General features: G+C 53.5%; 15 protein-coding genes. 7 read left to right on the top strand and 8 right to left on the bottom strand.

Features of this window, described 5'->3' with window-relative positions; all coding sequences use genetic code 11:
• Positions 1-15: 15 nt before the first annotated feature.
• Genes GP475_RS02940 through GP475_RS02930 form a run of 3 tightly spaced genes read left to right on the top strand, consistent with a single transcriptional unit; the run spans position 16 to position 2,456 of the window.
• Positions 16-312, top strand: coding sequence for a hypothetical protein (locus GP475_RS02940; RefSeq protein ID WP_187975168.1), 297 nt, complete (start codon positions 16-18; stop codon positions 310-312).
• On the top strand, positions 309-1,190 hold the full coding sequence (locus GP475_RS02935; RefSeq protein WP_187975167.1) for a C40 family peptidase: 882 nt from the start codon (positions 309-311) through the stop codon (positions 1,188-1,190). The genes GP475_RS02940 and GP475_RS02935 overlap by 4 nt, the downstream gene beginning before the upstream one ends.
• 33 nt (positions 1,191-1,223) lie before the next feature.
• Positions 1,224-2,456 carry a hypothetical protein gene (locus GP475_RS02930; protein WP_187975166.1) on the top strand — a complete coding sequence of 411 codons (1,233 nt, stop codon included), beginning with the start codon at positions 1,224-1,226 and terminating at the stop codon, positions 2,454-2,456.
• A 31-nt stretch (positions 2,457-2,487) separates the two neighbouring features.
• On the opposite strand, the gene GP475_RS02925 is transcribed toward GP475_RS02930, so the two are convergent.
• Positions 2,488-3,408, bottom strand: a complete 921-nt coding sequence (locus GP475_RS02925; RefSeq protein WP_187975165.1) for a hypothetical protein — start codon at positions 3,406-3,408, stop codon at positions 2,488-2,490.
• Between the two features lie 74 nt (positions 3,409-3,482).
• Between GP475_RS02925 and GP475_RS02920 the strand changes: the two genes are divergently transcribed.
• On the top strand, positions 3,483-4,709 hold the full coding sequence (locus GP475_RS02920; protein ID WP_187975164.1) for a D-alanyl-D-alanine carboxypeptidase family protein: 1,227 nt from the start codon (positions 3,483-3,485) through the stop codon (positions 4,707-4,709).
• A gap of 13 nt (positions 4,710-4,722) precedes the next feature.
• Here the strand turns inward: GP475_RS02920 and GP475_RS02915 are convergent, their stop codons facing one another.
• The 5 genes from GP475_RS02915 to GP475_RS02895 all read right to left on the bottom strand — a co-directional run bounded on the left by GP475_RS02915 (position 4,723) and on the right by GP475_RS02895 (position 9,467).
• Positions 4,723-5,796, bottom strand: coding sequence for a YhjD/YihY/BrkB family envelope integrity protein (locus tag GP475_RS02915; protein WP_187975163.1), 1,074 nt, complete (start codon positions 5,794-5,796; stop codon positions 4,723-4,725).
• 118 nt (positions 5,797-5,914) lie between these two features.
• Entirely contained in the window at positions 5,915-6,955 is a 1,041-nt protein-coding gene (gene trpS, locus GP475_RS02910) for a tryptophan--tRNA ligase (protein ID WP_187975162.1), read from the bottom strand.
• Positions 6,956-7,013: 58 nt separating this feature from the next.
• On the bottom strand, positions 7,014-7,208 hold the full coding sequence (locus GP475_RS02905; protein ID WP_187975161.1) for a hypothetical protein: 195 nt from the start codon (positions 7,206-7,208) through the stop codon (positions 7,014-7,016).
• A 119-nt stretch (positions 7,209-7,327) separates the two neighbouring features.
• Positions 7,328-8,221, bottom strand: coding sequence for an exodeoxyribonuclease III (locus GP475_RS02900; RefSeq protein WP_187975759.1), 894 nt, complete (start codon positions 8,219-8,221; stop codon positions 7,328-7,330).
• A 19-nt stretch (positions 8,222-8,240) separates the two neighbouring features.
• The gene (locus tag GP475_RS02895; protein ID WP_224399833.1) at positions 8,241-9,467 is read right to left on the bottom strand and encodes an MFS transporter; all 1,227 of its coding nucleotides are present in this window, start codon (positions 9,465-9,467) and stop codon (positions 8,241-8,243) included.
• A gap of 329 nt (positions 9,468-9,796) precedes the next feature.
• Between GP475_RS02895 and GP475_RS02890 the strand changes: the two genes are divergently transcribed.
• The 3 genes from GP475_RS02890 (at position 9,797) to metX (ending at position 14,625) form a co-directional block, all read left to right on the top strand.
• Positions 9,797-12,010, top strand: coding sequence for an NADP-dependent isocitrate dehydrogenase (locus GP475_RS02890; RefSeq protein ID WP_187975160.1), 2,214 nt, complete (start codon positions 9,797-9,799; stop codon positions 12,008-12,010).
• A 177-nt stretch (positions 12,011-12,187) separates the two neighbouring features.
• Positions 12,188-13,501: an O-acetylhomoserine/O-acetylserine sulfhydrylase gene (locus tag GP475_RS02885; RefSeq protein WP_187975159.1), complete on the top strand. Its 1,314-nt coding sequence runs from the start codon at positions 12,188-12,190 to the stop codon at positions 13,499-13,501.
• Positions 13,498-14,625, top strand: a complete 1,128-nt coding sequence (metX, locus tag GP475_RS02880) for a homoserine O-acetyltransferase MetX (protein WP_187975158.1) — start codon at positions 13,498-13,500, stop codon at positions 14,623-14,625. Before GP475_RS02885 ends, metX begins: the two co-directional genes overlap by 4 nt.
• Here metX and GP475_RS02875 read toward each other — a convergent pair.
• Positions 14,622-14,963, bottom strand: a complete 342-nt coding sequence (locus GP475_RS02875) for a DUF3017 domain-containing protein (protein ID WP_187975157.1) — start codon at positions 14,961-14,963, stop codon at positions 14,622-14,624. The genes metX and GP475_RS02875 overlap by 4 nt on opposite strands.
• Positions 14,953-15,810 carry a bifunctional methylenetetrahydrofolate dehydrogenase/methenyltetrahydrofolate cyclohydrolase gene (locus tag GP475_RS02870; protein WP_187975156.1) on the bottom strand — a complete coding sequence of 286 codons (858 nt, stop codon included), beginning with the start codon at positions 15,808-15,810 and terminating at the stop codon, positions 14,953-14,955. The genes GP475_RS02875 and GP475_RS02870 overlap by 11 nt, the downstream gene beginning before the upstream one ends.
• Positions 15,811-15,844: the final 34 nt, after the last annotated feature.

Genomic DNA, 15,844 nt, shown 5'->3' with positions numbered 1-15,844 from the left:
GCAGTCCATAGAAATATGAGCATTTTAGGTCACATTCTTCACCTTGACGCAGAGCACGCCCGACGCCTCGCCCAGGAATTGCACCACCAGACTCGACAGTCATCAGAACTCCTGCGCCCACCCGAGCTCCCGAGTAACCCACCAGTCATAGCACTTCGCCAGGCCGCGCAAGCTGCGATTGATTCCACGACCCGACGAACCCACATTCTTTTTGCTGTCGGCCAACAACTAGCGGAAAACTCTCTCACCTCCGTCGGACATATTGAGCAGCAAGAACAGGTCAATTCCGTCAACCTGGGAGGACAGCCATGATCCCAGTGATCAGCGTCCTTTCAGCTCTTGACACCCTCACCCCCACTCCGCTTATTCCCCCACTATTTCCCACAATCCCGGATTTACACGTAGCACTACCCCTAGCGCAGTACCTCGGTGCAGAAGGACAAGGGATTGTGCAAGCAGCCCATAATCTGAGCAAGGATCAGACTCGAGTAGGTGAACTACTAGATCAGGCAGCGCACACTATCGACGAGACTCGACTTGAGTTTGGACAGTTGGGACAGGAATTTTTGAGCACAGCAATTCCCCTGGCGTGCCGCCTCATCTCCCCGATACCAGGAGAATCAGCCTTACGGCTGGCCCAACTTCAGCACCTGGCCAACACCTATCTAGCGCGGGCGCAACTACGTGCTAATGAACTGGAACAAACGCTTTCTCCCACCGTCATGGAACTGAACACCATCGCTCTTAGTGCTGACCATCCAGCAGAATTGCCGCACCCAGGAACAACTAGTAATGATCTTGATTCTCAGATGCCCGGTGTAGCAGAGACTCCACCCGCTCCACTCAACAACGCAGGGCAGGCTGCAGTAGCCGCAGCACGCAGCCAGCTAGGCACTCCGTATCTGTGGGGTGGAACCGGAGATGGAGGATTTGACTGTAGCGGATTAACTCAATGGTCTTGGCGCCAAGCTGGGGTGGAGCTTCCTCGACTAGCAGAAGAACAAACAGTCGGCAGAGCAGTAAGCGCTGAGGAACTAGCACCCGGAGATCTCGTGGTGTGGGATGGACATGTGGCAATGTACGCCGGGAATGGCGAAATAATCGAAGCCGGAGATCCAGTTCAATCCAACCCGCTCAGAACCACCAATATGGGCATGACCTTTAAGGGTTTTTATCGGCCTACCGGATAACTCTTGTCCCACGTTGGTCTAAAATGATCGGGCATGAGTGAAAAGTCCACGATCGTTCCGGTATCCCTTTCTCTTACCGAGGGGGATTTCTTCACCCTATGGGCCCCCTCCTGGCGGGAAAACGGCTCAGAGTGGACTGCCTTCCTAGGCGACAAAGATCAGCTTTTTGTTTTCCGAAGCCTCGAAGAACTCCTCGCTTTCCTCGAATCTGACCGCAACCATGATCTCAAAAACCATCCTCGCTGGCAGGCATTTGCCAGCGGCGATGCTACTCGCGTCGTCCCTGACCAAGATCACGAATTAGACATCATCGGAGCCCCAGCGCTTCTCGCCGACCGGCCAGGCTACACCACGGTCAAAGAGATTTCCCGTATTTTCCGCGTCACTCGAGCCCTAGGTTCAGTCTGCAGCGCCGACCACATCAACGTCTTTTTTGCTTCTCACTCAGTACTCGGCAATGTCGACCGCGGCCCTGAACATTTCTCTGGCTCAGCTGGCCTGTCCGAATGGTCCGCAATTGGTCGAGCGGTCCTTGACAATTGGCGTGCCGTCGTCACAGATCTCGATGACGCTATCACCGTGGTCGACGTAGAGCCAGATGCTGTCGACGCTGCAAAGACTAAGATTGAGTCAGACACCGAAGCGGCCAAGCAAGCCCGAGAATTAACCGAACAACAAAAACAAGCTGAAGAAGGAAAGGCAGACCCCTACGATTCTTCGCCGTGGGCTGCTGCGGGAATTGATCCAGTGCGTATTAGCATCAACGGCCGGACCCTCTACACCTTACGCACCTACGTGGATAAGGCACCGGTATTTTTGGGTCGATACGGTGAAATCTTTACTTTCCCTAACTCCAAGAGCTTGGCCCGATGGATCGCCGATCACCAGGAACACAGCTTGGCGAAGCTTTCTACCTGGGAAGACCTTTTAACCCTAGCGAAGGCCGGGGAATTAGACGTCACTGTCCACCCGGATAACTCCTATTCCTTCACCGGGTTGGTAAAAGATATTGAATCTGGCCCCGACAATGTTGATACGACGCAGCTTGAACGCGCCTATGAGCTCATGGCGGACGCTGCGGATTGGGCCGAGGATGATTCTTTGAACTCCTATTTCCTGAGTAATCCCCGGATGCAGGATTATATCTCCTACATGGTGGGCTCAACGGGAACCTCTGGTTATGTTCCTTCCGCTCCTTACACTGACCATGCCGAAGGATGGCAGGACTTAGAAAACATGCTGACGAAGCGCTTCTCTAAGTCCTAACTGCCGGATAAGTCATCTCTCTGACGCTGAGCTAAAAATCCATGCGCAGCGAGATCCCGCCATCCTTATCCCCAGGAGAATCATCGTGATGATGCTGAGCATGATGCCAGACATCATGTGAGAATCGGGGCGCCTCCGTGACCTCCGTGTCGTTAGCGTGCACTTCTGAGGCCGCATCTGGATCACTGTCAGGTTCGGATTCCGGATCGGCTAATTCCTGGTAGGCGGGCAAAAATACTTGATGGAAGAGGGCGGAACGTTCCGGGAGGCTTAAGAAGGAGGCGTCTAACCCATCGGAGAGAATTTCTAAGAATTCCGCTGGATCATAACTAAATCCTTCAACCAGGCCGTGCATCTCTGGCAGAATTTCAGCAGCCTGAGTTACCGGAATGCAGGCCATCCCTAAGTCACGCAGAAGAGGCAGAGGATGATCGCCGAGGTCTTCTCCTGAGCTATCGAGCAATACCGCTATTCGCCTATCGCGAATCCAGGAAGAACGCCCACCGAGGGTGATTCCCTCCTCATTCGCCCCAAAATCATCACAGATTTCGCTGGCGCAGGATACCCGCTGCACGGCTCCATGAGGTAGGTCCTCCAACCGTCCGCTGACTGGCATCCAGTGCTCAGCAAGGAGATCAAGGACTCCTTCTTCTGGTTCAGCATCAATCGCGAAACCTACGACCTGAGACCCGTGGTGAGAAAGAGCATAGCGGGCGTCGGACAGAGTATGGCCGGTGATAAGATAGCGGATATCTATGCCCTCGTGTTGCGGAAAATCTGAAGAACCGGCTGGAAGCAGCAATTCAGCATAAACTACCCCTGCTGCGTGCAGGTCCTGGACCGTTTCTTCAGAGTAGGGCAAGCCGAGGGAGAGCTTGGGCAAATTTGCTAAAACCCCCTCACTGGGGTGCTTGTGTTGGGGATCTGTATCAATAACCGGAATGTCAACCATGCCACTACCTTAGACCTCGCTATCATCAACTCATCATGTTGCTCCATCAGCTTTGCTGCCGCAGCCTTACTGCGATGGTGTGCGCAGTCTTAAGTACTTCTTTGTATCTAGGCCCACTTGCACCGGTTGCCTACGCCGAGGATTTTCCTCCCGCCAGCCGAAACCAGGCACCCAATACTGATAAGTGCCCTCAACGTTTAACTCCTCCCTCAGCCCGCAGTACTTCTGAGACCCCGTTGCCGGGAATGAGCACACCGGCCCCGTTACCGGTTCAGGAAAACTCTGATGGGTTTGAGTCCTGTGGAGTAATCGCGCCGGCCGGATTCCATGTTCCCGAGGAAGTTTTAGCCTCAGCGTGGCTCGTAGCTGATTTAGATTCCGGAGAAGTTATTGCGGCTAAAGATCCCCATGGACGCTATCGCCCGGCAAGTGTCATCAAAGTCTTGTTAGCCTTAGTAGCTATTGACCACCTGGATCTGGAGCACAAGGTGGTAGCGTCTTCAGAGGCCGCGGACATGGAGGGGTCACGGGTTGGGATTGGCCCTGGGGGAACCTATAGTAACCGAGAATTACTTTATGGGTTGCTATTAGCCAGCGGGAATGATGCTGCCAAAGCTCTTGCTGAGGAACTAGGTGGAGATGAGACCACCTTGTCTTTGGTCAATGACCTGGCGCAACACTTAGGAGCCCAAGATACTCGGGTGATGGATTACACAGGACTGGATCACTTAGGGCAAAGTTCTTCGGCCATCGATCTAGCGAGGTTTTATCAAGCAGCCTGGCAAAACCCGGTTTTTGCGCAGGCGGTGGCAACCGACCACATCGATTTCCCTGGTTGGGGTAAGAATCCAGGATTTGAGGTGTGGAATGATAATGGATTGCTGTTAAACGATGACCACGGAATCGGCGGGAAAACGGGATATACCGATGACGCCAATCATACGTTCGTCGGCGCTGTTGATTCTCATGGTCGACGCCTCGTTGCAGTTTTGCTCGATACCACCGTGGATAAGGGACGCCCGTGGGAGCAGGCGCAAAAACTCTTGGCGGAAGCTGATCAGGTGCCGCGAGGATCGGGCGTCGGGACTTTAGGAACACCCGCGACATTTGAGGAAGCATCCTCGGATTCACCGAGTCCGACGCCTGGCGCTCAGCCCATCGATGATGCATATGAACGCGATGGGACAGCTGAGAAGCAACAAACCCGACCGCTCTATCTGGCGATCGGGATCGTTGCCGGAATTATTGCTTTGGCTGCTGCGGCACGCGTGGTATGGCGCCTAGGTGGGCGTCGAACCTAACTGAGCGCCTGTTCTAGCGACGCAAGAGGGCAGCAAGTCCGGCAGCAATCGCCCCGAGACCTGCGCCAATACCCAGCATGGTTCCGGTACCTGGCCCATGGTTGATGTCTTGACGCACCCGGATGACTGCTGGTTCTGGGGCCGGCAATTTAGTGAGTTGCAGAGACTCCTCGGTGGTAGCTGCCCACGCGGAGCAGTAAAGAACAATTCGCCATACCAGATACAGAACCACCATCAGGCCGATGATGGGGCCGAAAGCCGCACCGGCAGGATTAGATAGTGCATTGGAGAAGAAGAGCGACCCTAGCTGTTTGATGACTTCGAAGCCGAAGGCGCCGAGGATGGCTGCTTTTACCCCGGAACGTGGTGGAACTTTGGTGCGTGGCAGATACATAATCATCCAGAGCATGACGAGGAAGTTAGCCACAAGGCCAAGCAGAATGGCCACCAAGGTGGTGATGATATTGATGCCGGGGATATTCTCCAGTCCCACCATTTCGATGAGTCGAGTAGTAAGACCGGAGGAACCGACGGCGGTGATACCGAACGCCACGACGAAGGAGATTAATAGCCCAAGCAAACCGAGGAGGTCGAGGAGTTTCTTCACCGCGAAGTTTCCGTCGGTGGGATCGAGCCGCCACATTTTCGACACCCCATAGCGGAGGTTATTCATCCATCCTAAGCCGGACCACAGCGTAGTAAGAGCACCTAAACCAGCAACTGTTCCACGTTGCTTGATAGCTGTTTCAATAATCTGGTTGAGGATTTCTGACATATCACCATCGACGGCTCCGGTGATGTAATTTTGGATGTCGTTAAGACGATCCGGGTTTGCTGCCAGGACAAATCCTAGGCTAGCGAAAACCAACATCAGGATCGGGAAGATAGCGAGTACAGAAAAATACGTAATACCCGCAGAGTATTGATTACCACCGTGCGCAGAATAGCGTTCCTGCATGAGCATGATGTGGTCAAACCAGTCCCAGCGCTCCCGGAGTTTGTCAACAAAGCCGAGATTGTCTTGGTTCACCCGTTCGATGCCGTACACATCGGTGTGCCGGCGATCTGACTGCGTGCTCGCTGCCACGTTCTAACCTTCCCATAAGAATGCGTTAAACTTCTCTTACGATACGGAAAAGAGAGGAATTTTGCATCTTTATTTCCGCTGATCTTCCCTCGAATTGAGGCTAAGGCGCCACTGGGGGTTAGTGGCGTCGCGCAGCAGCTAAAAATCCGACCCGGTCATACACCTCTGCCATGACCTTGGAAGCAATCTCGCTAGCCCGTTCGGCTCCCTTCGCCAGAATATTCTCTAGCTCAGCGCGGTCTGAGAGATACTCCTCATATCGGGACTTTAAGGGAGTGACAAAGGCTTCCAGAGCGTCGGCAGTATCTTTCTTCAGCGCACCATAGCCTTGACCTTCATAGCTCGCGGCTAGCTCATGGACATCTTTGTTGCTCAACGCAGCCTGAATAATTAATAAGTTAGAGACCCCGGGCTTATTCTCCCGATCAAACCTCACTTCACCATCGTTGTCAGTCACAGCGGAACGAATCTTCTTCCCTGAAACCCGAGGATCATCCAAAAGATTAATTAAGCCTTTAGGGTTAGCCGTGGACTTCGACATTTTTGCCGTCGGATTTTGAAGATCATAGATCTTCGCCGCACCCTCAGGGATAATCCCCTCAGGAACCTGGAAGGTCTTCCCGAAGCGATGATTAAATCGCTCAGCGAGGTTACGCGTCAACTCCAAATGCTGACGTTGATCCTCCCCCACCGGAACAAATTGGGGCCGGTAGAGCAAAATATCGGCTGCCATCAAGATCGGATAGGTAAAAAGCCCCACCGAGGTTCGATCCGCACCTTGTTTCAGGGCTTTGTCTTTAAACTGCGTCATTCGCGCCGCTTCGCCATAGCCCGTGATACAGTTCAGCACCCATCCCAATTCCACGTGTTCTGGCACATGAGATTGAACAAAAAGAGTGGCCTTTTCTGGGTCAATTCCCAAAGCGCAAAGCTGCGCTACCCCCGTGATAGTCCGGGCGCGTAATTCCGCAGGATCTTGATCGACGGTAATGGCGTGCAAATCGGGGATAAAATAAAAAGCCTCGTAATTATCTTGGAGATCAATCCACTGCTTGAGAGCACCGAGGTAATTACCAAGATGATAAGAATCAGCAGTTGGTTGAATCCCCGAGAGAATTCGAGGCTTTTTATCGTTGGAAGCAGAGACGTTGTCACTCATAATCTCCAGAGTTTAACAGTCCCTGCCCAACGGCTACGTCGAGAGAACTATCTGTGGGTTATTTCCCTAAATCTTCAGACGTGGGGGAATAGATATTCAGAACCCGGCTTAGTGCTATCACAATTAATCCACCACCTAAGGCAGCAACTAATGCCGAAAGAATGCCATTGATCGAATGCTGAGCAAACGTCATCCACCAAACACCCAAAGCCAAAATAATGGCTCCGATAACAACCTCAAGTGCAATCCGCATGAGAGAACAACCCCTTTGGCGAAGAAATTTTCTTAAGCTGAACCTTTAATATACCAAGTGTCCCGTGCTTCTTCGGCACCGGGTGACGAGGGTTTCCCCGCACTCTAGCGCGGATCCCCTCACCGATAGCGCACAGTCAGCGGGGCGTGATCCGACCACCGATTTTCCACGGTCGAGGCTTTTCCGATATGAAAAGATTCAGCACGGTTGAGCATGTCCCTCGTGCCCGCTTGGTAGTCGATACGCCAACCAGCATCATTATTAAAAGCCTGTCCCCGATATGTCCACCAGGTATAAGGTCCGCTTCCTTCCGGCTGAAGATGGCGCTGAATGTCAAACCATTGCGGATTTATTGCTGCGGTCCGACGCACATCGCTGCGATACTCGACCGCCCCGGCGTATTCTCCACCGCCTTGTTGAACCTGAGATTCTTCGTCCGGGAAGGCACCAAAAACAGAATCCATAAATAGCCGCTCATCGGGAAGAAACCCTGATTTCTTCTGGTTCGCCCGCCAGTTTTTTAAATCTTCTTGACGATGGCAAATATTCCAATCCCCACCAATAACCATGTATTGGTGATCGCGCGCACGTTCCTCTAATATCTCGGTAAATTCATCAAGGAAACGATACTTTTCATCTTGTTTCAGGGTATCTGCAGAACCAGAGGGCAAATACAGGCTAGCTATCTGGACTCCGTCATAATTGCCTTCAATCCACCGACCAGAATCCTGGAAAGAACCAAAACCCACCTGCACGTCGTCGAGGTTTTTCCGGCTCAAAACTCCTACCCCGGCGCGTCCCTTTGCTGCTGCTGGGGCGCCCACATAGTGCCATCCTGCGGCGAGCGCTGGAGCTAGCGCCGCCTCTGTTTGAGCCAGGGTGGCGCGAACTTCCTGGAGGAGTACGACATCGGAATCAGATTGCTCTAACCAGGCTAGGAATCCCTTATTCTCCGCGGAGCGCTCTTTCACCGCTGCCCGAATACCGTTGACGTTCACCGTGGAGATCTGCAAGCTCATCTGTCCTACCTTGTTATCGGCTGTTCTTGAGTATGTCTTGGCGACGTAAGAGATACGCCGGAACCCACATGATCATAGCGAGAATTGCTAAGCCTGCTCCGGCAAGTGCTGGGGCTGAGTAGCTATATCCTGCGGCAATAACTGCCCCGCCTAAGGCCGCACCACCGGCATTGGCCAGATTGAGGGCGGATTGATTAAGCGCTGCCGCTAGCGTCTGTGCTTTTCCCGCAACTTCCATGAGTCGGATTTGCAAACTCGGAATAAGCGCTGAACCGCATAAGCCAATGAACCCGAAGTTGATACTTCCGAGAATTGGGTGAGTGCTGGTGATATAGAACCCCACTAAAGCCACCGCAATGAGGGAGAAGGCAAGAAGAATTCCCTTTTCCAGGTCGCGGTCTGCGAGACGTCCCCCGAGCCAATTTCCCACTACTGAGCCAATTCCGTACATCGTTAGCACCAGGGGCATGAGTTCTGCGGGAAGCCCGGCGCGCTCAGTCATAGTCCACGAGATGTAGGTATAAACAGCGAACATTCCGCCGAATCCCACGGTGCCCATGAGGACGGTTAACCACACCTGCGGTTTCCCTAGCGCCCCAAGCTCAGTGTGCGGGTTGGTGGGCTTCATTTCGGTCATGTGCGGCATGAGGAACCATAGCGATACCACGGTGATGATGCCAATGAGAGTGACCACTCCGTAGGCGGCTTTCCACCCCAGTGCCTGACCTAGACCTTGAGCTAGGGGCACACCGAAAACTAGAGAAACTGAAAGCCCCATTCCGACGAAAGCTAAGGCTCGTCCGCGCTCCCCTTTCGGAGCCATGGATGCAGCGGACAACCCTGCGACGGAGAAATAGGCACCATGGGGGAAACCTGCGATAAAACGGGCTAGAAGCAGTGTGGGGTAGTTGTGGGCCAGCATGGTTAGGCCGTTTCCGAGACTAAAGGCTGCCATGAGGAAAAGTAGGAGGCGACGGCGAGGGATTTTCCCGGTTAACGCCGCCAGCACTGGAGCGCCGATCACCACCCCGAGAGCGTAGCCGGAGATGATGTGTCCGGCCGTATCTTCAGTGACAGCGAAGTCTTTCGCGATCATATTGAGCAACCCCATGGAAACGAATTCGGTGGTTCCTATTCCAAAACCGCCAAGGGAAAACACCAGCATGACGAGGAGACGACGCTGCTGAGAAATCTGGGTTTGACGAGGTAAGGGACGACGACGAATTCCGACTTGAGTCACGGAGGGGAACCCTAGCAGTTCTTGTTATCAACAAGGAATTTGGTTTTCCTAATGAGTTTCATTCCTCACAATTGCTGAGCTAGATCAGCGAGGGGAGCCCGTCTCTTCCTAGCTCTCGGGCTGTTCCTCCTCGCGGAATTCTGCCCCGACGACGTCTCTGCGTGGAGAATCTCCTACCTACCGATGTGAACCCCACAGATTCTGCTTTTTGCTGTGATTTCTACTACCAGACAGCAACTTTCTCATTTTCTTCCCCTCCCTACCACCCCCGACCGCGCGGTACTCAGTATTCTAGGGTCCGTACCTCATAACTATTTCAGGGAGTGACATTGGCTAAAATTATTTACACCCGTACTGACGAAGCACCTTTGTTGGCTACTTATTCCTTAAAGCCGGTTGTGGAGGCTTTCGCTGCCACTGCTGGTATCGAGGTAGAGACTCGGGATATTTCTTTGGCTGGCCGTATTCTGGCCCAGTTCCCGGAGCGCCTAAGTGAGGAGCAACGCATCGGGGATCATCTTGCTGAGCTCGGTGAACTGGCAAAAACTCCGGAAGCTAATATCATCAAGTTACCTAATATTTCTGCTTCGGTTCCGCAGCTTACGGCTGCTATTAAGGAATTGCAGTCAAAGGGTTTTGACATTCCTGATTATCCGGCGAACCCAGAAACTGATGAAGAGCGAGACATTCGTGAGCGCTATGACGCAGTCAAGGGTTCCGCGGTTAATCCTGTTTTACGTGAGGGCAACTCGGATCGTCGCGCCCCCGTCGCCGTGAAGAATTTCGCTAAGGCGCACCCGCATTCGATGGGTGCTTGGAGCGCAGATTCTAAAACCAACGTTGCCACCATGGACAACAATGATTTCCGCCATAATGAGAAGTCGGTGATTCTTCCCGCTGAGGACACCTTAACCATCTCATTGCACACCTCCGAGGGCGAACAGGTACTGAAGAATGATCTGAAGGTGCAAGCCGGAGAGGTCGTCGATGGTACTTTCATGTCCGCTAAAGCGCTCGACGACTTCCTCGCTGCACAGGTTGCGCGGGCCAAAGAAGAAGGTGTGCTGTTCTCAGTTCATCTCAAAGCCACCATGATGAAGGTTTCTGACCCCATCCTCTTCGGGCATGTTGTGCGCGCCTTTTTTGCTGATGTATTTGATAAATACGGCGATGAGCTCAACGCAGCAGGCTTGAACGGAGAAAACGGTTTAGGTGCCATTTACTCTGGCTTAGAAGAACTCGCTAACGGTGCCGAAATTCGTGCAGCTTTTGATGAGGCGCTCGCACAGGGACCGGACTTGGCGATGGTGAATTCTCATAAGGGAATTACCAACCTCCATGTTCCATCCGATGTGATCGTCGACGCCTCCATGCCGGCCATGATCCGGACCTCCGGACACATGTGGAACAAGAATGATGAAGAGCAAGATACCCTTGCCGTTATTCCGGATTCCTCCTACGCCGGGGTCTACCAGGCAGTTATTGAAGACTGTAAAGCCCACGGAGCTTATGACCCCGCCACCATGGGCACTGTCCCCAACGTGGGGCTCATGGCGCAGAAAGCTGAAGAATACGGCTCTCATAACAAGACTTTCCGTATTCCTGCTGATGGCACCGTAAAAATCACCAACTCTGCCGGCGACATACTTATGGAACACCAGGTTGAAGCTGGCGATATCTGGCGCGCCTGCCAAACCAAAGATGCTCCCATCCAAGATTGGGTCAAACTGGCGGTTACTCGCTCCCGTCTCTCTGGAACGCCTGCGGTGTTCTGGCTTGATCCCGAACGCGCTCATGACCGCAACCTGATTGAATTGGTCAACAAGTACCTCAAAGATCACGACACTGAGGGACTTGACATTCAGATTCTGTCTCCGGTGGAGGCCACCAAGCTCTCCGTCGAGCGTATCCGCCGGGGTGAAGACACCATCTCGGTAACCGGTAACGTGCTGCGTGACTACAACACCGACCTGTTCCCCATTCTGGAATTGGGCACCTCCGCAAAGATGCTCTCCGTCGTGCCATTGATGGCAGGTGGCGGCCTCTTTGAAACCGGCGCAGGCGGTTCTGCCCCTAAGCACGTTCAACAGGTTCTCGAGGAAAATCACTTGCGCTGGGACTCCTTGGGCGAGTTCCTTGCTCTGGCTGAATCTCTGCGGCACTGTGCGCACACTGGCGACGCCCCCAAGGCGGCCGTGTTAGCTAGCGCCCTGGATAAAGCAACCGAGCGGCTGCTCAACGAAGGGAAGTCCCCATCCCGCAAGGTTGGAGAGATTGACAATCGTGGAAGCCACTTCTACTTGACCTATTTCTGGGCAGAGGAGTTGGCACAACAATCCGAAGATAGCGATTTAGCTGCGACTTTCGCACCGGTGGCTAAGGCGCTGGCAGAAAATGCAGCGAAGATTGATCAAGACCTTCTCGATAATCAGGGACAGGCAACTGACCTAGGTGGCTACTACTTGCCCGATGATCAAAAGACCACTGCGGTCATGCGTCCTTCAAGCGCTTTCAATGCGGTAATTGAAGAGCTCAAAGCCTAGGATCATTCCTCGCTAACTCACACCCGGACTCCCCACTTAGGGGTCCGGGTTTTTCTTGTGTTTCACCCCACCCTAGGGGTAAAGATTTTTTGAGGTTGATATAGACCGAGCGGTCCAGTACTCTACACTAAGTAGACAACTTGGTATAGACAGGGAAGTAGGAAAGGTCTTTATTCGATGCCCAAGTATGACAATTCTCAAGCGACAGAGTGGAATTTCGCAACCCGCGCTATCCATGCTGGCCAACCGGTAGATTCCGAGACAAGTGCCCGTAATCTCCCGATTTATATGACGACCTCCTACGTCTTTGATTCCGCTGAACACGCGGCCCAACGTTTTAATCTTTCTGATCCGGGCCCCATCTACACCCGACTAACCAACCCGACCCAAGATGTTTTAGAAAACCGCCTGGCTTCCTTAGAAGGAGGGGTAGCTGCGCTAGCGTTTGCTTCTGGGCAAGCTGCAGAGACCGCAGCTATTTTGAACCTCGCCGCGCAGGGCGACCACATCATCGCGTCTCCCCGACTGTATGGAGGAACCACTACTCTCTTTGAGGTCACCCTACCTCGGCTAGGCATTGACGTTAGTTTTGTCGACAATCCCGACGACCCCGAATCATGGCAAGCTGCAGTACAGGACAACACTAAAGCTTTTTATGCAGAATCTTTTGCTAACCCGCAGGCGGATATTTTAGACGTTCCGGTTGTTGCGGAGGTCGCTCACCGTAATCAGGTTCCCTTGATTGTGGATAACACCATTGCGACCGCAGCAGTCTTGCGCCCCTTGGAACTAGGTGCCGATATCGTGGTGAATTCACTAACGAAGTTCTATGGGGGAAGTGGCTCGGCTCTTGGTGGGGCCATTATTGACGGTGGGAAATTTGATTGGACCGTGCAGCGCGAAGGTAAAGATGTCTTCCCCGGTTTCACCCAACCCGACCCGGCTTATCATGGCCTTCGCTACGCAGATCTAGGGGCGCCAGCGTTTGCTGTGAAGGCTCGCGCCGGACTTCTGCGCGATACCGGTGCCGCCATTTCTCCTTTTAACGCCTGGCTGATAGTGCAGGGTTTGGACACTTTGCCGCTGCGGATTGAACGCCATAATGAAAACGCTTTGAAGGTGGCAGAGTTTCTCGACAATCATCCGCTGGTGACCAAGGTTCAGTTTGCGGGCCTACCCTCCTCACCCTGGTATTCGGTGAAGGAAAAACTCGGGTTGCGTTATACCGGTTCAGTGCTGTCCTTTGATCTTAAGGGCGGGCGTGAGGAAGCGTGGACTTTCATTGACGCACTCAAGTTGCATTCCAATCTGGCCAATATTGGCGATACCCGGTCCTTAGTGGTCCATCCGGCATCGACAACGCACTCCCAATCCACTGAAGAGGGGTTAGCGCGAGCAGGCGTTAGCCAGGCCACCATTCGGCTGTCCGTCGGACTAGAACATATTGATGATATTATTGCGGATCTTCAAACGGGGTTCGACGCACTATGAGCCGCCTGGTCGCTCCCGGAGAACTCGGGGTAGTCAACATTGGGACTTTGCGTACTGAAGCAGGCGCAATAATCCCCGATGCACGCATCGCGTATCGCCGATGGGGGAAACTGCATGGACTTGATTCCGGGCGCACCAATATCATTCTGGTAGAACATTCCCTAACCAGTGGACCGGACGTCGATGAATGGTGGCCAGGACTCATCGGCCCAGGTCTAGCCCTAGATACCAATAAGTATTGCGTGGTGTGCACTAATTCCATCGGTGGATGCCATGGCTCAACCGGGCCATCAAGTCCCCACCCCGAGGGCGGGTACTGGGGATCTCGGTTTCCCGGTATCTCTATCCGCGATCAAGTCACCGCTGAGATTGCATTCCTCGACGCCTTAGGCATTGAGGGGGTTCATGCCGTCATTGGTGGTTCCATGGGCGGAGCCCGCGCCCTGGAATGGGCAGCAATGTACCCGGAACGCCTCTCTGCCGCGGCCATCATTGCTGTTTCAGCTCGCGCTAGTGCCTGGCAGATCGGGATTCAAGCAGCCCAGATTGATGCCATCGAAGGAGACCCGCACTGGCATGGTGGTAACTACTATGGCACAGGTCAGCAGCCCCGCGAGGGGTTAGCTACCGCCCGACGTATAGCGCATCTGACCTACCGCGGAGAGCTGGAACTCGATGAACGCTTTGGCGTAGAAGCCCAGGAAGGAGAAAACCCCCTGGGCCCAGTGCGGGATCCACAACAGCGCTTTGCCATTGAAAGCTACCTTGACTATCAAGCCCGGAAACTGACCTCGCGCTTTGATGCCGGTTCCTATGTCACCCTCACCGATGCCCTTAATCGGCACAATATTGGCCGAGGTCGCGGAGGGTTGAATCGAGCTTTAGCTACTATCCAAGTTCCTTGTTTTGTTGTCGGAGTAGACACGGATATTTTGTACCCCTACCACCAACAAGAACATCTTTCCCGAAATCTCGGCAATGTATTAGGCATGGCTCGGATTAGTTCTCCGGTAGGGCACGATGCTTTTCTTGCCGAGTTTCGCCAAATGAACCGAATTATCCGTCGGTTCATCACCCTCGCCTCAGCTGCCACACTCCCGGAGCCAGGCTCCCATTTTTCCTAGCTACCCAGGGCGTCGACCGAAGCCGAAAGAAAAACCATGGCGCCGCCGAAGCAGCAGCAAAAGGCGGTGTCAAATTTCCGGGAGCGAACGGAAAGTACCCCTAGGTTTCGAGAGTCACAGCCTAGTCTTAGCACAGCGAGCCACAGCATAGATGCGCCGAGAGTAAAAGTGGCTCGTCGCCAGTGATCGCTGAGGGCAAAAACACTAGCTAGAGCTATTCCGAGCAAGAAAAGCGCAATTCCGAGGTATTGGATGGCGCGAGGAACCCTCGAGGGAGGTAGTTTCCGATCATGGGGATTATCCAGGCTTAATCCCGGCGGAATGGGTTTAAGCCTCATTCGCTAGCCGCTCTGCCCGTTCGACAATATTTCGCACCAAGAATGTGCGCGTCATGGGACCTACCCCACCGGGGTTGGGGGATACTGCTCCAGCGACATCCCAGACGTCAGGGTGGACATCACCGCACAGTTTCCCATCAACCCGAGATACCCCCACATCCAGCACCGCGGCACCTGGTTTGACCATATCCGCAGTGATCATATGGGCCCGACCCGCAGCCGCGATAATGACATCAGCTGTCCGCGTCTCAGCAGCAAGATCCTTCGTTCCGGTGTGGCACAACGTCACCGTAGAGTTTTCTGAACGCCGAGTCAGAAGCAAACCGATCGGACGCCCGACGGTTACTCCGCGCCCAATAACCACCACTTTTGCGCCATCGAGTTCCACTCCGAAGCGTCGCAGCAAATGAATACAGCCATTAGGCGTACACGGTAAGGGTGCGGGCTCATTCAGGACCAGCTTTCCCAAATTAACCGGATGGAGTCCATCCGCATCCTTATCTGGGTCAATTCTTTCTAAAACCGCGTTTTCGTCCAGGTGCTTGGGGAGAGGAAGTTGCACGATATAACCAGTACACGCAGGATCCTCATTTAATTCATCAATAACTTGATGAAGTTCTTCTTGGCTGATATTGCCTGGTAAATCCCGTCGAATAGAGGTGATCCCGATTTCCTCGCAGTCCCGGTGCTTCATTTTCACATAGGAGTGGCTTCCTGGATCATCACCTACCAAGACGGTAGCTAGCCCAGGGGTCACGCCTTGTTCTTTTAAGGCAGCTACCCGTTGACGTAAATCCTCGAAGATTTCTTGGCGATAGAGTTTTCCGTCGAGCTTGATCGCAGTCATGCTGCTATTATTCCACGACGCTCCCAACGCCTAG

It is taken from the genome of Corynebacterium poyangense (assembly GCF_014522205.1).
Lineage (GTDB): Bacteria > Actinomycetota > Actinomycetes > Mycobacteriales > Mycobacteriaceae > Corynebacterium > Corynebacterium poyangense.
The sequence above is the reverse complement of the archived record's forward strand: the minus strand, read 5'-3'. Positions and strand labels throughout refer to the sequence as shown.

Excerpts from the sequence above, each read along its gene's own strand:
- GP475_RS02940 (WP_187975168.1), top strand. The coding sequence starts at position 16 with ATGAGCATTTTAGGTCACATTCTTCACCTTGACGCAGAGCACGCCCGA.
- GP475_RS02935 (WP_187975167.1), top strand. The coding sequence starts at position 309 with ATGATCCCAGTGATCAGCGTCCTTTCAGCTCTTGACACCCTCACCCCC.
- GP475_RS02930 (WP_187975166.1), top strand. The coding sequence starts at position 1,224 with ATGAGTGAAAAGTCCACGATCGTTCCGGTATCCCTTTCTCTTACCGAG.
- GP475_RS02925 (WP_187975165.1), bottom strand. The coding sequence starts at position 3,408 with ATGGTTGACATTCCGGTTATTGATACAGATCCCCAACACAAGCACCCC.
- GP475_RS02920 (WP_187975164.1), top strand. The coding sequence starts at position 3,483 with ATGGTGTGCGCAGTCTTAAGTACTTCTTTGTATCTAGGCCCACTTGCA.
- trpS (WP_187975162.1), bottom strand. The coding sequence starts at position 6,955 with ATGAGTGACAACGTCTCTGCTTCCAACGATAAAAAGCCTCGAATTCTC.
- GP475_RS02905 (WP_187975161.1), bottom strand. The coding sequence starts at position 7,208 with ATGCGGATTGCACTTGAGGTTGTTATCGGAGCCATTATTTTGGCTTTG.
- GP475_RS02885 (WP_187975159.1), top strand. The coding sequence starts at position 12,188 with ATGCCCAAGTATGACAATTCTCAAGCGACAGAGTGGAATTTCGCAACC.
- metX (WP_187975158.1), top strand. The coding sequence starts at position 13,498 with ATGAGCCGCCTGGTCGCTCCCGGAGAACTCGGGGTAGTCAACATTGGG.
- GP475_RS02875 (WP_187975157.1), bottom strand. The coding sequence starts at position 14,963 with ATGAGGCTTAAACCCATTCCGCCGGGATTAAGCCTGGATAATCCCCAT.
- GP475_RS02870 (WP_187975156.1), bottom strand. The coding sequence starts at position 15,810 with ATGACTGCGATCAAGCTCGACGGAAAACTCTATCGCCAAGAAATCTTC.